This window comes from Konateibacter massiliensis (assembly GCF_900184995.1).
Classification (GTDB): domain Bacteria; phylum Bacillota; class Clostridia; order Lachnospirales; family Lachnospiraceae; genus Lachnotalea; species Lachnotalea massiliensis.
The window spans coordinates 118,576-138,806 of sequence record NZ_LT860099.1; the positions used below are offsets into that span (position 1 = coordinate 118,576).

Sequence of the window (20,231 nt, forward strand, 5' to 3'; positions counted from 1 at the left end):
GAGTGTGAATATGTTAATTAATCTTATGAGATTCATAAGAGGATATTTAAAAATACAGGTGTATGGCTATTCCCCCGAGCGCTTTATCAACTTATGCAGCAACCGGAATATTTTGATATGGGGCTTGGAAAACTGGAACAATCAATATGAAATGTATCTGAGCGTAAGGGATTTTAAGCGATTAAAGCCGATTTTAAAAAAGACAAACACAAAGCTAAAAATCATAAAGAGGCATGGACTTCCTTTTTTTTTACACAAATACCGGAAAAGAAAAATGTTTTTTGGCGGAATTATTTTATTTTCTATCATTCTATACATTCTTTCTCTGTTTATTTGGGATATTAATATCAGCGGAAACTATTCCAGAACGGATGATGTCATATTAGATTTCCTAAGCCAAAACAATATTTACCACGGAATGCAAAAAAAACAAATAAGCTGTGAAGAGGTAGAGCAGATGCTTCGCAGTGAATACGATGATATCATCTGGGCGTCGGCACAGATAAAAGGTACAAGGCTTTTGATACGGGTACAGGAAAACACCGACGTTGGGACAATCATGAAGGATACAACACCAAGTGACATCATCGCGCCTAAGGACTGTATTATTACAAGTATCATCACGAGAAAGGGAACACCGCTGGTGGAAAAGGGGTCCGTTGTAAAAAAAGGCGATGTTTTGGTGTCTGGCAGAGTCGATGTATACAATGACAGCGGTGAAATCGCAGATTATCAGTATTATGCTGCCGATGCGGACATTTATGCAAAGACAATCGAAGAGTATAAGGGCGGCTTTGACCTTAGTTTTACAGAGAAGAATTATACAGGGAATGAAAAATTAAGGTATTATTTAAAAATACTTAATAAAAAAATAAATATTCGAAATGGAAAAATTAGTTATAATGAATATGATATGATTACGAATGAGACACAGATGAAACTCGGCAACAACTTTTATCTGCCGCTTACCCTTGGGAAGATACAGATAAAGGAATACGTTTCGGAGGAAAAGATTTACACAAAAGAGGAAGCAATTTCCAAAGGAAATGAACAGCTTCGTGAATTTTGTGAAAATTTAATTGAAAAAGGGGTTCAAATTGTCGGAAATAATGTTAAAATACATATAGGTAAAAATTCCTGTACAATAGACGGGTATCTTACCATTATTGAGAAGACCGGAAAAAGAGTCAATACAGAAATTTTGTCAGTACCGGAAGAAAGGACTAATATCGATGAGCTTGAATGAAATTGTAATGGAAATGCCGATGGAGCACACAAAAAATGTCTTTGGGCAATTTGATTTCTTTATAAAGAAGATTGAAAGAACTTTAAATATAACAATCGTGGCAAGAGACGGCGAACTCAAAATATTGGGTTCACAGGCGGCTACGGCAAAAGCAAGAAATATTATCAACCAATTGATTGAATTATCCAAAAGAGGAAATATCATAAACGAGCAAAATGTAGACTATGCGATATCCCTCTCCTTTGAAGATAAAGAGGAGGCAATCGTAGAAATTGACAAGGAGCTTATCTGTCATACGATAAACGGAAAGCCGATTAAACCAAAGACCATGGGTCAGAAGCACTACATTGATTTGATTAAGAATAATATGGTTGTGTTCAGCGTCGGACCGGCGGGAACCGGAAAGACTTACCTTGCGATGGCAATGGCAATTACGGCATTTAAGAATAACGAGGTAAGCCGTATTATTTTAACAAGACCTGCTATTGAGGCGGGAGAGAAGCTGGGTTTCTTGCCGGGTGATTTGCAGAGCAAGGTTGATCCATATTTAAGACCGCTGTATGATGCTTTATATCAGATTATGGGACCGGAGAGCTTTGCAAGAAATATGGAAAAGGGTTTGATTGAGGTCGCGCCTCTTGCTTATATGAGAGGAAGAACGCTCGACAATGCCTATATTATATTAGACGAGGCACAAAACACAACACCGGCGCAGATGAAGATGTTTCTGACAAGAATCGGCTTTGGTTCAAAGGTTATCGTGACCGGCGACAATACCCAAAAGGATTTGCCTGCCGGCGCAAAATCAGGACTTGAGGTTGCAACGCGGGTATTGAAAAAGGTGGAAGGCATCGGATTTTCTGTGCTGACAAGTCAGGATGTTGTGCGCCACCCACTTGTGCAAAAAATTGTAAAGGCTTATGATGAGTATGAGGCCAAGACAAGTCCAAGTCAAAATTCAAATTCGAATCCAAAACAAAAGACAAGAAAGAGATAGATATGAAAGATAAGTACAATCACACACCCACCTATTACAGCGTTATGACTTTCCTTATGTATTTTGTGACAATCGCCTTAATCGGAGTCGCTTCCCTTTTAAAGGGAAAGAGCTGGGGAGAGCTTGTAGCAAATATATTAATCAGCATTGTTTTTATAACGATTATTGTATTTTACCTGACAAAGCAGAGACTTCAAAAAACTAATTTTACGAAGCTGCTTTCATGCTATGGACGTATTATTAATGTATACTGGATTCTTTTTGTTGTTTCCTTTGTTCTGACCTTTGTGCCGAGTGATATCCGCCCGATGTTTATTGTGGGCATCATTATGACACTTGTGTCGGACGAGTTTCTGGGTGTGCTGTTCCAGATTTATTTATCGGTTATGATGACACTTATATCAGCAGATTCCATAGAGGCACTGGCGTTTTATCTTGTTTCGGGCTTGATAGGCTGTGCTGTTGCGAAATATTTTTCCCAGAAAAAAAACATTCTCTATGCTTCCTTTGTTGTGCTCACGGCTAATCTGGCGGTGACAGGCGTACTGGAATATTTGAAAAACGAGACGGTAGACAGCAAATATATTATAAGCTCCCTAATCTGTACCTTCGGAGGAATTGTCATTATTGTGCTGTCTATGCCTTATATTTATTACCGCGTCGACAATAAGCTGAAAACCAAGCTTCTTCGTATCACGGATACGGACTATGAGCTTCTTGTTATGCTGAAAAATTATTCCAAGGATTTGTACGACCATTCTTACCGCGTGGCGAAGCTTTCAGAGCGGGTTGCCTATAAGATAGGAGCGGATTCGCTTCTGGCTAAGGCAGGCGGCTACTATCATAAAATCGGAAAGCTGGAAGGAAAAGACTTTATCAACCACGGCGTTGATATTGCAAGAAGCTATGCGTTTCCTGATGAGGTTGTAGACATTATAAAGCAGCACACAGGAAGAAGCCAGTCGCCAAAAAGTACGGAGGCGGCGATTGTCATGCTGTCGGACAATATTATCACAGCTTTTGAATATTTGGAGGACAAGCAAAACGAGCTTGTGTTTGATAAAGACATGGTAATTGACCAGGTGGTCGATGCTAAGCTTGAAAAAAATGCTCTGGATGATTCCGGTCTTACATTGAAGATGTTTCGTGATATTAAAAAATGCTTTAAGCAGGAGGAAAATATTTATGACATTTAATATAGAGGTTGAAACGGAGCGGGAGCTTGGTTTTGATTATGAGTCGATTGTGAATCAGGTCATTAACAAAGTGCTGGATTTTGAAGGCTGTCCTTATGAGGCGGAAGTAAATTTGGTATTGACAGATGACGAAGAGATACATAAAATTAACAAGGAATACAGAGAGATAGACAGACCGACAGATGTTCTGTCTTTTCCGATGATAGAATATAAAACACCCAGTGATTTTTCAGACGTGGAGGAAAGGGAAGAAGAGTATTTTAACCCAGATACCGGAGAATTAATGCTGGGAGATATTGTTTTGTCTGTTGACAAGGTGTTTGAACAGGCCGAAAGCTACAATCATTCAGTGATGCGAGAGTTTGCCTTTTTGATTGTCCACAGTGTGCTGCATTTATGCGGTTATGATCATATGGAGCCGGAGGAGGCGAAGGTTATGGAAGCAAAGCAGAGGGATATTTTAGCGGAATTAAACATCAACAGATAAAGAGATATAAGAGTAATGCCTATGAAAACAGGGAATTACCAAAGAATAAAAGCAAAGCTTAATAAGCTTTGCAAATCAGAGGTGCATAATGGGGAAAAGAAGAAGTAATGAGTCGAATTTTATTATACAGGGAAGCATATTAGCAATTGCTTCTGTTATATGCAGACTGATTGGTATTGTATATAGAATTCCGCTGACAAATATTATCGGCGATGAGGGAAACGGATATTATTCCGCAGCATTTGAGGTATATGGTATTATGCTGCTGCTGTCTTCCTATAGTTTGCCGACTGCAGTTTCCAAGCTTGTTTCTGCAAGGGCTGCAAAGGGAGAGAAGCGAAATGCCTACCGCATTTTCAAGGGTGCCTTGATTTTGGCAGGAATTGCAGGGATTATAGCTTCTTTGATTACTTATTTGGGAGCGGATTTTTTTGCAGGAGTTGTAATGTCTCAGCCGATGAGCGGTGTTGCGTTGAAAATATTGGCACCGACCCTTGTTTTGAGTGCAATTATGGGTGTAATTCGAGGCTATTTCCAAGGACTTGGAACCATGATGCCAACGGTATTCTCACAGGTGTTAGAGCAGATTGCGAATGCGGTTGTCAGTGTCGGAGCAGCCTTTTACCTGTATTCTTATGGTAAAAAGCTGGATGCGCTGCTATATACGAGTTCCTATGCACCAGCCTACGGTGCGGCGGGCGGTACGCTTGGAACAGGTGCGGGTGTACTGATTGGACTTATATTTTTGCTTTTGATAACAATGATGTACAAGAAGGTCATCAACAGGCAGATAAGAAGAGACAGGACGAGATATGACGAGAGCTATTCTGATATTTTTAGAGTACTGCTTCTCACGATTATGCCGGTTGTGTTAAGTACGGCTATTTATAACATTAATTCCATACTGGACCAGGGTATGTTCAATAAAATTATGACGATGCAGGGAAATTCCTCCAGCAGCGTGGCGGAGCTTTGGGGTGTATTCAGCGGAAAATATAAGCTGCTTACCAACATTCCACTCGCAATCGCAAGTGCTCTGGCGGCATCAACTGTACCGGCGCTGACGAGAGCGCTGGCAGAGAGAAACAGAGGAAGTGTTGTGAGAAAAATAAGCACGTCAATCCGTTTTACGATGATTATTGTAATACCTTGTGCGGTCGGCTTTACGGTACTTGCTTCACCGATTTTACAACTTTTATTTGGCGATTCCAGTGAGCTTCCTGCAAGACTGTTACAGATTGGTTCGATTTCCACTGTTTTATATGCGCTCTCTACACTGACAAATGGAGTGTTACAGGGCTTAAACAGAATGAACGTACCGGTCAGAAATGCGGCAATATCGCTGGTGCTTCATTTGATAGCGCTGTTTATCATGCTCACCGTATTTAAATGGGGTATTTATGCAGTGGTATACGGAAATATTATTTTTGCACTGTTAATGTGTGTCTTAAATGGAGTTGCGATAAGGCAGACGATTGAGTATGAGCAGGAAGTCAAGAAAACCTTTGTCATTCCAAGTATTGCAGCAATCACTATGGGAATTGTGGTTTTCCTTATCTACCTTGGATTGTTCCAGGTGTTGAATAACAGTATCTCCACGCTGCTTGCCATCGCTCTTGGAGGAGTTGTATACTTTGTGCTTTTACTTGTACTAAAAGGAATTTCAAGGGAAGACTTAGAGAGTATACCGAAGGGACACCTTATCATTAATTTAGCAGAGAAATTTCATTTAATGTAATAAATTGAATAATTTAACAAAATAAGTTGATACTATATGTAAGAAGTTTTATGGAGGCTGATAAAATGAAAAAGACATATATGCTCAGCTTATTTTTATTTGCGGTACTTTCCGTTTCCATGTATTATTTGACCTATAATGTGTCAAAGGATATGTACGAGGAGGATAGCAGCCAGATGGAAATAGAAGAGGAAGATCTGGTAATTGCGGCAGATGCAAATAAGGAACAGACAGTGACAAACACAACAAAATATATATTGGAGCACTATAATTCAAAGGAGTATACCTTAAACGAGGAGACTCTTCCAACGCCCGCTGATTTTGTGGGGCTTACGAGAGAAGAGTTAATCGACTACCTGCAGGAATATGAGCAGGCGCCGTCTTTGGAAGATAAGCAGCTTGGCTTTGAAAGCTTTGAGCTTGTTTCATTCTCGAAGGACCAGATTGTATTAAGGAAGTCCTATCACCCGTATGCAGATAATTATAAGTATTATATGGTTGCGGAAAATGGATATGTGACAGTTTACTATATTGATAAGAGCACGGTGTACGAGTACACGAATATAGTTGTTGACGAGCTTCCGGACGAATTGAAGGAAGAGGTACAAAACGGAAAATATATTTCTTCGCTGGATGATTTGTATAATTTTTTAGAGAATTATTCGAGTTGAGGAATTAAAAAAATGGATTATTTGAGAAATCAAATAGTCCATTTTACTTGTATAAACAGAAAAAATAAACCTCCGGCTATGCCGGTGGTCCCACGGTTTTGCTTTAGCTTCAAGCAAAAAACCTCCTATGTTATAATAATTGCGGGTTTAGCCAACCACAAAAAAGACATAGGAGGTATCCAAAATGGATATGAATAGTTTAGCCCATACTAAATGGGAATGCAAGTATCATTTGGTATTTGCACCAAAATACAGAAGACAGATAGTATATGGAAAAATTAAAGCAGATATTGCTCAAATATTAAGTACATTATGTAAGCGTAAAGGAATAGAGATAATGGAAGCAGAATGTTGTGTGGATCATATTCACATGTTAGTTAGAATACCACCCAAATATAGTGTGTCTGAAATAATGGGATATCTAAAAGGAAAAAGTTCACTGATGATATTTGAAAGACATGCTAATCTAAAATATAAGTATGGAAATCGCCATTTTTGGTGTAGAGGATATTATGTAGATACGGTAGGAAAAAATACAAAGAAGATACAAGAATATATTGCAAATCAATTGAAAGAAGATCATGAATCGGATCAAATGACATTGAATGAATATATAGACCCGTTCACGGGTGAGCCAGTACAAAAAAGCAAGAAGTAGTCCCTGAAAGGGAAGCTAGGGAATAAAGCTATAATGAAAGGCTCAAGGAGCTTGCAGGAGTAAGGAGGCAATAAAAAAGGCCCTTTAGGGCTGCCTGAGAAGGAAGTGCGGTTGGCAAAACCATCAGGCGCCTCCGGGCGCAAGCAGGGAATAGACCCTTACAGGGTCAGAGCAAGCCACCGGCTAAGCCGGTGGTCTTGACTTTTAGATAATGCATAGTATAATCAAAAAGAGCACGTATAACAGTTTTTGGCATCTATGATATGATGTTGGGGTCAAAAGGTATTTTGACCCCTAATACCTACGGATTGTTACGCACTTTGTGCTCCCACAATCCTGAAAACATTCGAAATCCGCCCTGTTCGGGCTACTTTCTCATGTTTTGCGGGTCTCAAAGTCATGTTTTTTCATGCGAGCATGAAACACATGACCTTTTGACCCTGGTATCATGATATCAAAAGCATATAAGGCTTCTTGGAGGTACGAATGAAAGAACAAAATATTGTTATCATAGGAGCCGGAGCATCAGGAATGTTCGCTGCCATAACAGCGGCAAAGAACAATGCGAAGGTTATTCTATTGGAACATACAGATAAAATTGGGAAAAAGCTGTTAGCTACGGGAAACGGGCGGTGTAATCTGACTAATCTTTCGCAGTCACCAAACGATTATCGCAGCGAAAATCAGGGCTTTCCTTCCTATATCATAAATCAGTTTGATGAGACAAAGACTCTCGAGGCATTTCGGGAGATCGGTATTTATACAAAGGATAAAAACGGCTATGTATATCCCTATTCCGAACAGGCAAGTTCCGTGTTGGCGCTCCTAAAATCAGAGCTTGAGAGGCTGAACATCGAAATCAGATACGAGGCAGAAGTAAAGGGCATTGTGAAAAAAGGAAAACAGTTTCAGGTGAATTTGAAAAAGGAAGCTATTTTTTGCGACAGTGTCATTATTGCTGCTGGCTCTATGGCGGCGCCAAAGACCGGATCGGACGGCAGCGGCTATGAGCTTGCAAAAAGTCTAGGACACCATATTATTAAGCCGCTTCCGGCATTGGTACAGCTAAGATGCAGCGGGAATTATTTTAAAAGTCTGGCAGGTATCAGATGCGAAGCGAAGCTTTCCCTGAGCATAGACGGACAGATAACTGCGAGTGACAGGGGAGAATTACAGCTTACCGATTATGGAATTTCGGGAATACCAACCTTTCAGATTAGCAGATATGCGATACGGGCATTGGATAAGGGCAGAGAGGTTACTGTTTTGACTGATTTTATGCCCGATTTGTCCGAAGAAGAATTAAACGAATTTATCCAAAAACAGATAAAGCATACACAAGACAAACAAATAGAGGAGCTGTTAATCGGTCTGTTTAATAAAAAGCTGGTTCCTGTTCTTTTGAAGCAGGCTGGAATTTCGGAAAAAGCAACATACCGCAGCTTAAAAGAAAAGGAATGCAATGCTCTTATCGAGCTGATTAAATCATTTCCAGTCAAGGTGACCGCCTTTAATACCTTTGAACAGGCTCAAGTTTGTTCGGGAGGAGTAGATACGAGAGAAGTATCAAAAGATACACTGGAATCGCTAAAAATGCCTGGCATATATTTTGCAGGAGAGATACTGGATGTAGACGGAATATGCGGCGGCTATAACCTCCAATGGGCATGGTCAAGCGGCTATGTAGCAGGCTATTGTGCAAGCAGGAGCAAAAACTAAGAAAGTAAGAGAAATGATATGATTAGAATACAGCAACTAAAACTTAATCCCGGTCACACCGAGGAGGAACTTATAAAAAAACTAAGCAAGCAGCTTCGCTGTTCTGCGGAGGAAATTAAGCAATACAATATTGTAAAGCAATCCATCGATGCAAGAAAAAAGAATGAGATCAAATTCATCTATACAGTTGATGTGAGCGTGGATAAGGAAAAGGAAGTGATGAAGAAGCTTCGCGATCCGAATATTTCTCTGGCGGAGGAGAAGAAATATGTTTTTCCGAGAAAGAACAAGGCGGCAGAGGGAAAACGTCCCGTTATTGTCGGCAGCGGTCCGGCAGGCTTGTTTTGTGGGCTTCTGTTGGCTGAAAACGGCTTTTGTCCGCTTGTGCTCGAACAGGGAGAATGTGTTGAGGACAGAGTAAAGACTGTAGAGGAATTTTGGGAAAACGGAATATTAAATACTTCTTCTAACGTTCAGTTTGGCGAGGGAGGAGCAGGAACCTTTTCTGACGGCAAGCTGAATACATTGGTGAAGGATATCTCCGGGCGAAACAAAAAGGTATTGGAGACTTTTGTGGAAGCGGGAGCGCCGAAAGAGATTTTGTACATGAATAAGCCTCACATCGGGACGGATATTCTGGCAGAGGTAGTAAAAAACATAAGAGAGAAAATTATTGCATATGGCGGTGAGGTTCGCTTTGGGAGCAAGGTGACTGATATAAGGATAGAAAAGGGCAGAATTTCCAAGGTTATCGTAAATGAAAGCGAGGAAATTGAGACGGACCGGCTTGTGCTTGCAATCGGACACAGCGCAAGAGATACCTTTGAGATGCTTCTGGTAAGAGAGATAGAGATGTCTGCCAAGGCATTTGCGGTTGGGGTCAGAATACAGCATCCGCAGGAAATGATGAATGAAGCGCAGTACGGGGTAAAATCTCATCCGCATCTGCCGAATGCGGAATACAAGCTGGCAAAGACACTTGAAAACGGCAGAGGTGTCTATTCCTTTTGCATGTGTCCCGGCGGTTATGTGGTGAATGCTTCCTCAGAACAAGACAGACTTGCCGTAAACGGCATGAGCTACAGCAAACGAGACGGAAAAAATGCAAACAGTGCCATCATTGTGAGTGTGAACCCCTCCGATTTTTCTTCGGATGGACCTCTGGCAGGCTTAGAATTCCAAAGACAGCTTGAGGAAAGGTCATACGAAGAGGGAAAAGGTGCAGTTCCAATCCAGCTTTATGAAGATTTCAGGGCAAATCGAGAAAGCGTCAAGCTTGGCGATGTTGAACCGCAAATCAAGGGGGAATACAGGCTTTCCAATCTTCGAAATATATTTCCGGAATTTTTATCGGAGTCGCTCATACAAGGCATTGACAGCTTCGAAAGAAATATACGGGACTTTAACCGGGCAGATGCTGTCTTAGCGGGAGTTGAGAGCAGAACATCCTCCCCGGTTCGCATCACAAGGGGTGAGACGCTTGAATGTAATATAGCAGGCATCTACCCGTGTGGGGAAGGCGCAGGCTATGCAGGCGGAATCACCTCCGCGGCGATGGACGGAATCAAGGTTGCAGAAGCCATTGCGCTAGAGAACGACTAGCAAATTAAAAAGATGTATGGTATAATAATCGCGCTTAGCAAGATATAATACCTAAATCCTTAGCGAGGTATTCCACGAGCTTAGTATTTATGGTATAATAGATGACAAAAATTAAATCAAAAAATAAAGCAGACAGATTTTACAGATTGGAAGGACAAGAAATGGAAGCACGGAAGCTACTAAAAGAGAAGCATACAATTGTGGTAAAGGTAGGCTCTTCTTCTTTGATACATGCCGAGACAGGCAATTTGAATTTGATAAAGCTCGAAAAGCTTGTACGAGAGCTATGTGATTTGAGGAATCAGGGAAAGGATGTGGTGCTCGTATCCTCCGGTGCCATCGGAGTGGGACGAACCGCATTGGGGCTGACACAGCGGCCGGAAAATATATCACAGAAGCAGGCATGCGCTGCGGTAGGTCAGGCAAAACTGATGATGACTTACCAAAAGCTTTTTGCGGAATATAATCAAAATACCGCACAAATTCTTATGACAAAGAATACAATGGTAAATAATTTGAGCCGAATGAATGCGAAGAATACCTTTGATGAACTGCTGAAAATGGGTGTGATTCCCGTAGTAAATGAAAATGACACCGTATCCACCTACGAAATGCAGTTTGGTGACAACGATACCTTGTCTGCGATTGTGGCATCGCTCATTCAGGCTGATGTACTTATTTTATTATCCGACATTGACGGTCTGTTTACAGACGATCCGAACACAAATGAAAATGCTGAGTTCATCGACTGTGTGGAAGTGATTGATGAGAAGCTCCTTAATATGGCGAAAGAATCCTCAGGCAGTGATGTGGGAACCGGCGGAATGGCGACAAAACTTCAAGCAGCAAAAATTGCGACCGAATCTGGTACGGATATGATTATCGCAAACGGTGAGGATATGGGCATTATCCATAAGATTATGGATGGTGAAAAGGTCGGAACGCTGTTTAAGGAACATAAAAACGAAGATTTTTATCTGATTGATTTCATAGAGACAAATCTATAACAAATAAGTTGTTTATGGAAATGAAAGGCAAGGCGAGTTAGATGGAACAGACAGGCTTAATATTAGAGGGCGGAGGAACAAGAGGCGTATTCAGCGCAGGTGTTTTGGATTATTTTATGGAGCAGGATTTATATCTGCCTTATGTAATCGGTGTTTCAGCGGGGGCATGCAACGCAGTAAACTATGTGGCACACCAGCACGGAAGAACCAAGGAATGCATGATTGACTATTTGAGGGACGGAAGTTATTCCGGGCTTAAATATCTCATTCAGAAGAGAAGTCTTTTTGATATGGATCTGATTTTTGATGTTTTTCCAAACAGCCAGATTCCGTTTGACTACAAGACGTTCTTTGCGTCAAATCAGACCTGTATCCTGACAACGACGGATTGTCTGACCGGAAAAGCGGTTTATTTATCTGAAAAAAAGAATAAGAAGCGCTTGATGGCGGCATGCAGGGCATCCAGCAGCCTGCCCCTTGTGGCACCTATTGTAAATGTGGATAATACCCCGATGATGGACGGCGGAATGGCGGATTCAGTTCCCGTTAAGAAAGCTCTGAAGGATGGCTGTAAAAAGGTTGTTATTATTTTGACAAGAAATAAGGGCTACATTAAGAAAAAAACGCCGAGAATCAACCGTGTATCCCGCTTTGTTTACAAGGAGTATCCGAATCTTGTACGGGCGATTATGAAGAGACCGGATCGTTATAACAAGACAATGGAGTACATTGAAAAGCTTGAGGAAGCAGGGAAAGTATTTGTTATAAGGCCGGAGGTGCCCGTTGTAAAGCAGGCAGAGGCAAACCCCGATGTTTTGGAACAATTTTATCTGCACGGCTATGAGATGGCAAAACAGATATATCCTAAATTGATGGAATATTTAGAACAATAAATGCAATAATACGGAGGCGAAAATGCTAGAAGAAAAGATAACAAGAATAAATGAACTTTACAGAAAGTCCCAAGCAGAGGGCTTGACGGAGACAGAAAAGAAAGAACAGGCTGATTTAAGAAGAGAGTACATCGAAAGTGTCCGAAGCAATCTGAGAGGTCAGTTAAATAACATCAACATTCAAAATGAAGACGGAAGCATAGAGAATTTAGGTGAAAAACATGCAGGAAAAAAAGGACATTAGGAAAAATGTTCTGCAAAAGCGAAGTGAGCTGACAAACGAAGAATTGCAGCAAAAAAGCGACGCAATCAGCCATACCTTTTTAAACCTCCCTGAATACCAAAATGCTCCTATGATTTATATCTATATGGACTTTAAAAATGAGGTCGTGACAAAGCATGTGATAGAGGATGCGTTTCAAAGAGGAAAAAAAGTAGCGATACCAAAAATTATTGACGATGAAATGCACTTTTTTTATATGGAAGAAGGGCAGGAATTGACGGAGGGTTATTTTGGAATAAGAGAGCCGAATGTAACCGTTCCGGTCCAAGACAGTCAGGGTGTTATGGTCGTCCCCGGTGTCGCCTTTGAGGAAAAAGGCTATCGGGTTGGTTACGGAAAAGGCTATTATGACCGTTTTTTAGCAAAAAATCCGATGTTAAAAAAAATAGCATTTGCATTTGAGCTTCAAATGGTAGATGAGATACCCTATGATATCCACGATATCCCGATGGATATTATAATTACGGAAAATAGAATGATTGTGATGTGAAATCGGAAAGGAGCTATTATGACAGATATTTTTGAGATAGGAAAGCGGGCAAAGGCGGCAGTTCCTCAGCTTAGCAATATGAGTCTTGTCAAAAGAAATGAAGGCTTGGAAATGGCAGCAAAAATGCTTGTTGAGCATGCTGATGAGATATTGAATGCGAATGCCGTTGATATTGAGAATGGCAGAAAAAACGGCATGAAGGAAGGCATCATAGACAGACTGCTTTTAACAAAGGACAGAATTCAGGCAATGGCAGACGGACTTTTAAAGGTAAAGGGATTGGATGATCCAATCGGTGACGTGGAGTCCATGAAGCAGCGCCCAAACGGGCTTCTTATCGGGAAAAAGCGTGTGCCAATCGGTGTTATCGGCATTATATATGAGGCTCGTCCAAATGTAACCGCAGATGCTTTCGGTCTGTGCTTTAAGTCTGGTAACGTTGTGATTTTAAAGGGCGGCAGTGATGCCATTCACTCTAACATTGCAATCGTAAAGTGCATCAGAGAGGCACTTGGCTCTGTTGGCGTTGACGAGGATGTTATCCAGCTGATTGAAGACACAAGCCGCGATACCGCAGTGGAATTTATGAAGCTGAATGACTATGTTGATTTGTTAATTCCAAGAGGCAGCGCGGGGCTAATCAGTACGGTAGTCAAAAATGCGACTATTCCGGTTATCGAGACAGGAACCGGAAACTGTCATATATTTGTGGATGAGAGTGCGGATTTTGATATGGCACTTGATATTATTTTCAATGCAAAGACACAGAGAATCGGAGTGTGCAATGCTTGTGAGTCTTTGGTTCTTCATGAGAGTATTGTAGATAAATTTATGCCTTTGTTAAAGGAAAGACTGGCGGTAAAAAATGTGGAGATTCGCGGCGATGAGAGAGTCAGGCAGGCAGAGCCTTCTGTTCTTGCGGCGACAGAAGAGGACTGGGGAACGGAATATTTAGACTATATTATTTCTGCGAAGACAGTGAAAAATATAGAGGAAGCAATCCGCCATATAAACAAGTATAACACGAAGCATTCGGAAGCCATTATTACGAAGGATTATGATAATGCGCAGAAGTTCTTAAATGAGATAGATGCGGCGGCAGTTTATGTGAATGCCTCCACAAGATTTACCGATGGTGAAGAGTTTGGCTTTGGAGCAGAAATCGGAATCAGCACGCAGAAAATGCATGCGAGAGGACCGATGGGGCTGGAAGCACTGACTTCTATTAAGTATATTATATACGGAAACGGGCAGATTCGTTAGAGAGACCTGCCCAAAAGGAGACGGCATGTTGTGTCATATGATACGAGATTTGAATGCTTATCTCTGTACAAGGTCTGATGACCGGAGGAAATTTGTACAGAGGTTATAAGAATATCATTCCTCCGCATTGGATTTTGTACTTATAAAAAAGAACAATTATTTTTATAAGGAGATAAATTCAATGAACATAAATTTTAGAAAATATATTATCTTTTGGATAAGTCAGTCGGTTTCACAGTTAGGCAGCGCAATGACAAGCTTTGCACTTATTTTGTGGACCTATGAACAGACAAACTCAGCGATGGCTGTCTCTATAATGGCATTTTGCAACTATCTTCCGTATATTGCAGTCAGTCTATTTGCAGGAGCGTTTGTCGACCGGCACAGTAAGAAAAAAATTATGATTGTATCGGATGCAGCGGCAGCGGTTTGCTCTTTGACGGTGTTTCTGCTAAGCAGCTATGATTTACTTCAAATCTGGCATATTTATGTGGTTAACGGCATCATCGGTTTTATGAATGCGGTGCAGTCGCCGGCTTTATCGGTGGCAACCGAGAAAATGGTTCCCAAGGGAAAAATGGCTCAGGTGAGCGGAATGAATTCTTTTTCCACGAACTTGATTACAGTTTTGACACCGGTCATTGCGGCAGCCCTGTTTGGCCTTGGCGATTTGAAAATTATTCTCGGGGTTGATTTATTCAGCTTCACGGTTGCGTTTTTTATTTTACTGTTTTATATTCATATTCCCGAAAAGGAAGCGGATAGAAAACATCATGAGACAGCGCTTGCAGGCTGCAAGACGGGATTTCGTTTTCTTTTGGAAAACAAAGGCTTGCTTGCCATCATAGTGACGATTGCCGTTTTGAACTTCTTTTCCAGACTGACCTATGAAAATATACTTTCCCCGATGATACTGTCCAGAAGCGGAAACAACAATGCGACACTCGCAATGGTAAATGCGGCACTTGGAATTGGCGGTATTGTGGGCGGAATATTGGTATCTTCGGGAAAACTGGCAAGAAATCATATTAAAATGATATATGTATCGGCGGCAATTTCCTTCCTGTTTGGCGATGTCTTGATGGGACTTGGAAGGAACACGGCAGCTTGGTGTGTCGCAGGGCTTGCGGCGAGTGTACCCATACCGTTTATTATAGCCGGTCAAAATGTTATCTTATACAAAAAGATCCCGAGCGAAATGCAAGGGCGAGTGTTTGCGGTGCGAAACGCAATACAGTTTAGTACAATTCCTATCGGAATACTACTGGGAGGTTTTCTGGCAGATTATGTGTTTGAGCCGTTTATGCAGTCCGAAAGCAATTTGGCAAATGGCCTGTCCTACCTTGTGGGAAACAGCAGCGGAAGCGGAATGGCAGTGATGTTTTTATGTACGGGAATCTGCGGCAGTGCTTTTAGCTTGTTTTTTTATAAGAGAAGGATAATGCGGGATTTGCAGTAAAATGAAGTGTGATAGTTGAGAGGAAGCAGTAAATCTTGGTAGGTTTACTGCTTTTCTTGTATCATAGGAAATTGCTTTGCAATTTCTTTCAATAAACTAAAAAAGATATTAATTTTTTTGCATATTCATGATTACTTCACATTATTTTGGTATGATAATAAAATGAGTTTGAAATATGTTGGAGGATTAAAATGGATTTATTAAAAATATTAGACGGACCGGATTTATGGAACCTTCTTTCCGGCAACTTTATGGAGGTCCTGTCCAAATATCTTATGGCAGCTGCAATACCGGTCTTAATTATAGCACTTATCAATTGTTTTTTCGGACATAAGGCATTTCGCATATTGGTCGGAATTGCGGGTATTATTTTGGGCGGCGGCATCGGTGTGGGAGCTGTTACGGGCATTTCCCTATTTATGTCAAGTAAAATGCCAAGCGTCGGTATGATGATAATTTCTGCTATTGTAGGGGCGGTTGTCATAGGATTTGCTTCCTTTAAATTGTATAAGGCAGGAGCATTTTTCATGGGCTTCGTGACAGGTGTCATACTTGGTGTGGTTGCTATGAAAATGATTAATCAAGACGAGTATGTCATCGCGGGTGTCATCGGAGGTTTGCTCATGGGACTTCTTGCCATTGATTTGTATCGTCATGTGGTCATTTTGCTGACAGCAATTAACGGCGGTATTGTCAGTGCTGCGTGCCTTTCCGTTCTGCTAAGCCAAGATGATCCATCCTTTATCTTGAAGGTTGGAATATTCTTTTCTGTTGCCGGAGTGATAGCACAGTATATCCAGTTGTATATGGCTAGAAAAAATGCTGCGGAGGAGGATGAGGAAGAAGAGGACGAATACGAGGAAGACCGCAGAGAAAAGAAGAAAAAGCGGGCGGCAAACAAAAAGGAAAGTAAAAAGGATTCCCAAAAGAAAAAGGAAAAAATAAGTGCAAAGCAAAGAAAAAACAGCAAAAAGAAGTCTGATAAAAAGAAATATGATAAAAAGAAATATAACTATGAGGATGATTTTTTCTTAGTTGCAATTTTTACCTCGATTGCTCAGCAGGTGAAGGACTTTATTGTAGAGAAGACCGGAATGGCAGAGTATGATGAATACGATGAAGAGGAAGGGGACTACGACGAAGAAAGGGAGGACGAGGAAGAAGAGGACTACGAGAATGAGATAGACGAGAAAACGGAAAAACAGGTACGAAAGCCGGATTATATCATAAGGGAAGAGGAAGAGCTGCCGAAAGTCTCAAGTGTGCCAAAGATTGTCCCAGAGGTAAGACAAAGAGCAGAGGAGATAACAGTTCCAGTCTTTGACCTTGATGATATCGGACATAAACTGGAAGAGAAGCTGGAACACAGTATAGAGGAGGAAAAGGATAAGGAGCTGGAGGATTTGATTATTAAGGAGGCCTATCGGAATTTAAAGTGATAGGCTGGAAAGCACCAAGAGGAGAGGGAGAGGTAAATTGATATGTATTGTACGATTCAAGATATTCCTGTTTACTATGAGCAATATGGAGAAGGCAAGCCTGTATTATGTATTCACGGATACTGGGTTGACCATCGTTTAATGTCTGGTTGTATAGAACCTGTATTTGAAAATATCAAAGGCTATAAAAGAATTTATCTGGATTTGCCCGGAATGGGAAAATCGAAATCATCAAATTCCGTTCACAATTCTGATGATATGATTGAGATTGTAAAGGCGTTTATTCATAAGATAATAAAGGATGAAAGCTTTTTACTCATCGGCGAGTCTTACGGAGGTTATTTGTCGATGGGGCTCATATATGAGATGCCTGATTTGATAGATGGTGTGATGCTTATCTGTCCGCTGGTCACTCACGAACGTGAAAACTTGCCTGAAAAGCAAATCATATGGCAGGATAAAGCTTTGATAGAAGAAGATGATGCAGATCTTAAATCTTTTTTAGACATGGCAGTTATAGCAACACCTGAGATATACAATAAATATAAGAATGATATTTTATCGGGAATAAAAATTGCAGACACGGAATTTCTCTCGAATTATTTTGACGGTAAGTTCAGTGATGAATATAAAAAACGTGTAAACAGTATGATTTTTAATAAGCCGTCTTGTATTTTGACAGGCAGACAAGATCAGGTTGTAGGATTTTTCGATGCCTATAAAATTCTTGGCAATTTTCCACGAGCAACCTTTGCGATACTTGATTGCGCAGGGCATAATCTCCAGATTGACAATGAATTTCTTTTTAATCAGTTATTGATGGATTGGATTTGGAGAGTTGAATTGGTGGAAAGTTAAAATGAGAAACTATTTATGCGCGCCTCGCGGAGTGACGTAGTTGCTGCGCAATCCGCGAGGGCGCGAAGTGTGAGCGACGCTCACACTTTTTTATACATACTGGCATCCCAAGGTGCTTCCGGGTCATAATCATCCGGTGGACGGTGCTGCGGGGCCGTTATATACCACCACACACCAAATCGGTCGATCACCTCAGCGGCGCACGGTGTCCATGGCAGCGGTCCTATCGGTATTTTAATGGTTCCGCCCTCGCTCAACAGGGCGTATGCCTTTTGCACATCGGCTTCACTTTCAAAGGAGACACCCAAGTGCACAACATGTTCTTCCGGTTGACGGTCTGATGATTCAACTACGGACAAAAATTCTTGTCCATCTTTGTAAAGCTCTGAATGAAAGTATGATCCGTCGGGGTTTTTTACATGATATCCCAACTCCAAACCAAACACCTCTTTGTAAAGTTCAACAGCTTCAATACTATTTTTAACATATAACCCTGTTCCTATTTGCATTATAATAGCTCCTTTGCTAAATATAAAATACTGTTGTTGTTTGATGTTTTTATTTTAGCATATGTGTTGCTGGAATTCTATCCCATCATGATGAAATAATTTGGTATAAACTTTGATAAAACGCTATTTCAGTTGAATTCCCAATAACATTAGGTTATAATATTATGGCGTTAATTTAATTAAAGAGAGGATAAGACATGAACATCGATATAAATTTAGATGAAATAGATATCACGAAAGAAGAACCGATTACCGAGCCGGAGAGACAATATTACTTCATTGCAAAAGCAAGAGATTTAGTGAAAAAGAAATCCGCGGAGATTGGCAGGCCGCTGACTTGCAAGGTTACCACGTTTGGCTGTCAGATGAATCAAAAGGACTCCGAGAAGCTCCTGGGTATCTTGGAGCTGGTAGGCTATGAGCAGGCGGAAACGGAAAAAGCGGACTTTGTTATTTACAACACCTGTACCGTGCGTGACAATGCCAATCAGAAGGTATATGGACGACTTGGATTCTTAAACGGTGTGAAGCGTGAGAATCCGAATATGCTCATTGCACTCTGCGGCTGTATGATGCAGGAGTCAGAGGTAGTGGAGAAGATTAAGAAAAGCTATTCGTTTGTGGATATTATTTTCGGAACCCACAATATTTTTAAATTTGCGGAGCTTCTTTATACAAGACTGCAATCTGAGCGATTGGTAATTGATATCTGGCAAGGAACCAATGACATTGTGGAGGATTTGCCGACGGAGCGTAAATACGGCTTTAAAGCAGGTGTCAACATTATGTTTGGCTGTAACAACTTTTGCAGCTATTGTATCGTTCCTTATGTGCGCGGCCGCGAGAGAAGCCGTAATGCAAAGGATATTATCCGCGAAATTGAAACGCTGGCAAGCGAGGGTGTAGTGGAAATTATGCTTTTGGGACAAAATGTAAACTCCTATGGAAAAACATTGGAGGAGCCGATGACTTTTGCACAGCTTTTGCAGGAAGTGGAGAAGGTAGAAGGAATTGAGCGAATCCGCTTTATGACATCTCATCCAAAGGATTTGTCCGATGACTTGATTGAGGTTATGAAAAACTCGAAGAAAATTTGCAAGCATATGCATTTGCCGCTTCAATCTGGAAGCACGAAGATTTTGGACAAAATGAACCGCCGTTATACGAAGGAAAGCTATCTGGAAGTGGCAGAGAAGATTCGAAAGGCAATACCGGATATCTCCATTACAACGGATATTATTGTAGGCTTCCCGGGAGAAACCGACGAGGACATTCAGGAAACGATTGATGTCGTAGAAAAGGTTCGCTATGACTCTGCCTTTACCTTCATTTATTCGAAGAGAAGCGGAACACCGGCGGCAGTGATGGAAGGACAAGTACCTGATCATGTAAATAAGGAGAGATTCGACAAGCTGCTATCGGTTGTACAAAAGATTTCCAGAGAAATGACAAAGCGTTTTGAAGGGCAGACGGTAGAGGTGCTTGTGGAAGAGGAAAATGAGCAGGATTCTAGTTTGGTAACAGGAAGAATGAGTAATAATACTATTGTACATTTTAAAGGCGAAAAGAACCTGATTGGAAAAATAATCAAGGTTCAGCTGACGGAATGTAAAGGTTTTTATTATATGGCTGAAATGATTTAATCTTATCAAGGAAGTGGTAATAAGGTTATGAATAAGTAGCGCAGCGGATTACGAATATCCGCTTTGACATTGA

Annotated in this window: 19 protein-coding genes; 18 read left to right on the plus strand and 1 reads right to left on the minus strand. The window is 41.0% G+C overall.

Annotated elements, in window-relative coordinates; all coding sequences use genetic code 11:
• The first annotated feature begins 10 nt into the window (after positions 1-10).
• From yqfD to CTY48_RS06130, 17 genes are all read left to right on the plus strand, one after another.
• Positions 11-1,246, plus strand: coding sequence for a sporulation protein YqfD (gene yqfD / locus CTY48_RS06045; RefSeq protein WP_099467628.1), 1,236 nt, complete (start codon positions 11-13; stop codon positions 1,244-1,246).
• Positions 1,233-2,243, plus strand: coding sequence for a PhoH family protein (locus CTY48_RS06050; protein WP_099467629.1), 1,011 nt, complete (start codon positions 1,233-1,235; stop codon positions 2,241-2,243). Before yqfD ends, CTY48_RS06050 begins: the two co-directional genes overlap by 14 nt.
• Positions 2,244-2,245: 2 nt before the next feature.
• Positions 2,246-3,439, plus strand: a complete 1,194-nt coding sequence (locus CTY48_RS06055) for an HDIG domain-containing metalloprotein (protein ID WP_099467630.1) — start codon at positions 2,246-2,248, stop codon at positions 3,437-3,439.
• On the plus strand, positions 3,429-3,926 hold the full coding sequence (gene ybeY / locus CTY48_RS06060; protein ID WP_099467631.1) for an rRNA maturation RNase YbeY: 498 nt from the start codon (positions 3,429-3,431) through the stop codon (positions 3,924-3,926). The genes CTY48_RS06055 and ybeY overlap by 11 nt, the downstream gene beginning before the upstream one ends.
• An 88-nt stretch (positions 3,927-4,014) precedes the next feature.
• Positions 4,015-5,664 (plus strand): putative polysaccharide biosynthesis protein, encoded by a 1,650-nt coding sequence (locus CTY48_RS06065; protein ID WP_099467632.1) that lies wholly within the window; start codon positions 4,015-4,017, stop codon positions 5,662-5,664.
• Between the two features lie 65 nt (positions 5,665-5,729).
• Complete coding sequence (locus CTY48_RS06070) at positions 5,730-6,335, plus strand: hypothetical protein (RefSeq protein ID WP_099467633.1); 606 nt, start codon at positions 5,730-5,732, stop codon at positions 6,333-6,335.
• Between the two features lie 184 nt (positions 6,336-6,519).
• A complete protein-coding gene (tnpA, locus tag CTY48_RS06080; protein WP_099466475.1) occupies positions 6,520-6,993 on the plus strand; it encodes an IS200/IS605 family transposase in 474 nt (157 codons plus the stop codon).
• Positions 6,994-7,479: 486 nt separating this feature from the next.
• A complete protein-coding gene (locus CTY48_RS06085; RefSeq protein ID WP_099467635.1) occupies positions 7,480-8,712 on the plus strand; it encodes a BaiN/RdsA family NAD(P)/FAD-dependent oxidoreductase in 1,233 nt (410 codons plus the stop codon).
• Between the two features lie 18 nt (positions 8,713-8,730).
• Complete coding sequence (locus tag CTY48_RS06090; RefSeq protein ID WP_099467636.1) at positions 8,731-10,314, plus strand: NAD(P)/FAD-dependent oxidoreductase; 1,584 nt, start codon at positions 8,731-8,733, stop codon at positions 10,312-10,314.
• 161 nt (positions 10,315-10,475) lie between these two features.
• A complete protein-coding gene (gene proB / locus CTY48_RS06095) occupies positions 10,476-11,321 on the plus strand; it encodes a glutamate 5-kinase (RefSeq protein ID WP_099470088.1) in 846 nt (281 codons plus the stop codon).
• A 41-nt stretch (positions 11,322-11,362) separates the two neighbouring features.
• Positions 11,363-12,214, plus strand: a complete 852-nt coding sequence (locus CTY48_RS06100) for a patatin-like phospholipase family protein (protein ID WP_099467637.1) — start codon at positions 11,363-11,365, stop codon at positions 12,212-12,214.
• Between the two features lie 22 nt (positions 12,215-12,236).
• Positions 12,237-12,458 carry a DUF896 domain-containing protein gene (locus tag CTY48_RS06105; protein WP_099467638.1) on the plus strand — a complete coding sequence of 74 codons (222 nt, stop codon included), beginning with the start codon at positions 12,237-12,239 and terminating at the stop codon, positions 12,456-12,458.
• Positions 12,436-12,987: a 5-formyltetrahydrofolate cyclo-ligase gene (locus CTY48_RS06110; protein WP_099467639.1), complete on the plus strand. Its 552-nt coding sequence runs from the start codon at positions 12,436-12,438 to the stop codon at positions 12,985-12,987. The genes CTY48_RS06105 and CTY48_RS06110 overlap by 23 nt, the downstream gene beginning before the upstream one ends.
• Positions 12,988-13,005: 18 nt before the next feature.
• Complete coding sequence (locus CTY48_RS06115) at positions 13,006-14,250, plus strand: glutamate-5-semialdehyde dehydrogenase (protein WP_099467640.1); 1,245 nt, start codon at positions 13,006-13,008, stop codon at positions 14,248-14,250.
• Between the two features lie 181 nt (positions 14,251-14,431).
• On the plus strand, positions 14,432-15,709 hold the full coding sequence (locus CTY48_RS06120; protein WP_099467641.1) for an MFS transporter: 1,278 nt from the start codon (positions 14,432-14,434) through the stop codon (positions 15,707-15,709).
• 191 nt (positions 15,710-15,900) lie between these two features.
• The gene (locus tag CTY48_RS06125; protein ID WP_099467642.1) at positions 15,901-17,148 is read left to right on the plus strand and encodes an ABC-2 transporter permease; all 1,248 of its coding nucleotides are present in this window, start codon (positions 15,901-15,903) and stop codon (positions 17,146-17,148) included.
• Positions 17,149-17,190: 42 nt separating this feature from the next.
• Positions 17,191-18,006 carry an alpha/beta fold hydrolase gene (locus CTY48_RS06130; protein ID WP_099467643.1) on the plus strand — a complete coding sequence of 272 codons (816 nt, stop codon included), beginning with the start codon at positions 17,191-17,193 and terminating at the stop codon, positions 18,004-18,006.
• Between the two features lie 80 nt (positions 18,007-18,086).
• Here CTY48_RS06130 and CTY48_RS06135 read toward each other — a convergent pair whose 3' ends face one another.
• On the minus strand, positions 18,087-18,515 hold the full coding sequence (locus CTY48_RS06135) for a VOC family protein (protein WP_143452697.1): 429 nt from the start codon (positions 18,513-18,515) through the stop codon (positions 18,087-18,089).
• Positions 18,516-18,712: 197 nt separating this feature from the next.
• Between CTY48_RS06135 and miaB the strand changes: the two genes are divergently transcribed.
• Complete coding sequence (gene miaB / locus CTY48_RS06140) at positions 18,713-20,158, plus strand: tRNA (N6-isopentenyl adenosine(37)-C2)-methylthiotransferase MiaB (RefSeq protein ID WP_099467644.1); 1,446 nt, start codon at positions 18,713-18,715, stop codon at positions 20,156-20,158.
• Positions 20,159-20,231 lie beyond the last annotated feature (73 nt).

Excerpts from the sequence above, each read along its gene's own strand:
- CTY48_RS06125 (WP_099467642.1), top strand. The coding sequence starts at position 15,901 with ATGGATTTATTAAAAATATTAGACGGACCGGATTTATGGAACCTTCTT.
- CTY48_RS06115 (WP_099467640.1), top strand. The coding sequence starts at position 13,006 with ATGACAGATATTTTTGAGATAGGAAAGCGGGCAAAGGCGGCAGTTCCT.
- proB (WP_099470088.1), top strand. The coding sequence starts at position 10,476 with ATGGAAGCACGGAAGCTACTAAAAGAGAAGCATACAATTGTGGTAAAG.
- CTY48_RS06110 (WP_099467639.1), top strand. The coding sequence starts at position 12,436 with ATGCAGGAAAAAAAGGACATTAGGAAAAATGTTCTGCAAAAGCGAAGT.
- miaB (WP_099467644.1), top strand. The coding sequence starts at position 18,713 with ATGAACATCGATATAAATTTAGATGAAATAGATATCACGAAAGAAGAA.
- tnpA (WP_099466475.1), top strand. The coding sequence starts at position 6,520 with ATGGATATGAATAGTTTAGCCCATACTAAATGGGAATGCAAGTATCAT.
- CTY48_RS06120 (WP_099467641.1), top strand. The coding sequence starts at position 14,432 with ATGAACATAAATTTTAGAAAATATATTATCTTTTGGATAAGTCAGTCG.
- CTY48_RS06085 (WP_099467635.1), top strand. The coding sequence starts at position 7,480 with ATGAAAGAACAAAATATTGTTATCATAGGAGCCGGAGCATCAGGAATG.
- CTY48_RS06050 (WP_099467629.1), top strand. The coding sequence starts at position 1,233 with ATGAGCTTGAATGAAATTGTAATGGAAATGCCGATGGAGCACACAAAA.
- CTY48_RS06105 (WP_099467638.1), top strand. The coding sequence starts at position 12,237 with ATGCTAGAAGAAAAGATAACAAGAATAAATGAACTTTACAGAAAGTCC.
- CTY48_RS06090 (WP_099467636.1), top strand. The coding sequence starts at position 8,731 with ATGATTAGAATACAGCAACTAAAACTTAATCCCGGTCACACCGAGGAG.
- CTY48_RS06100 (WP_099467637.1), top strand. The coding sequence starts at position 11,363 with ATGGAACAGACAGGCTTAATATTAGAGGGCGGAGGAACAAGAGGCGTA.
- ybeY (WP_099467631.1), top strand. The coding sequence starts at position 3,429 with ATGACATTTAATATAGAGGTTGAAACGGAGCGGGAGCTTGGTTTTGAT.
- CTY48_RS06070 (WP_099467633.1), top strand. The coding sequence starts at position 5,730 with ATGAAAAAGACATATATGCTCAGCTTATTTTTATTTGCGGTACTTTCC.
- yqfD (WP_099467628.1), top strand. The coding sequence starts at position 11 with ATGTTAATTAATCTTATGAGATTCATAAGAGGATATTTAAAAATACAG.
- CTY48_RS06055 (WP_099467630.1), top strand. The coding sequence starts at position 2,246 with ATGAAAGATAAGTACAATCACACACCCACCTATTACAGCGTTATGACT.
- CTY48_RS06130 (WP_099467643.1), top strand. The coding sequence starts at position 17,191 with ATGTATTGTACGATTCAAGATATTCCTGTTTACTATGAGCAATATGGA.
- CTY48_RS06065 (WP_099467632.1), top strand. The coding sequence starts at position 4,015 with ATGGGGAAAAGAAGAAGTAATGAGTCGAATTTTATTATACAGGGAAGC.
- CTY48_RS06135 (WP_143452697.1), bottom strand. The coding sequence starts at position 18,515 with ATGCAAATAGGAACAGGGTTATATGTTAAAAATAGTATTGAAGCTGTT.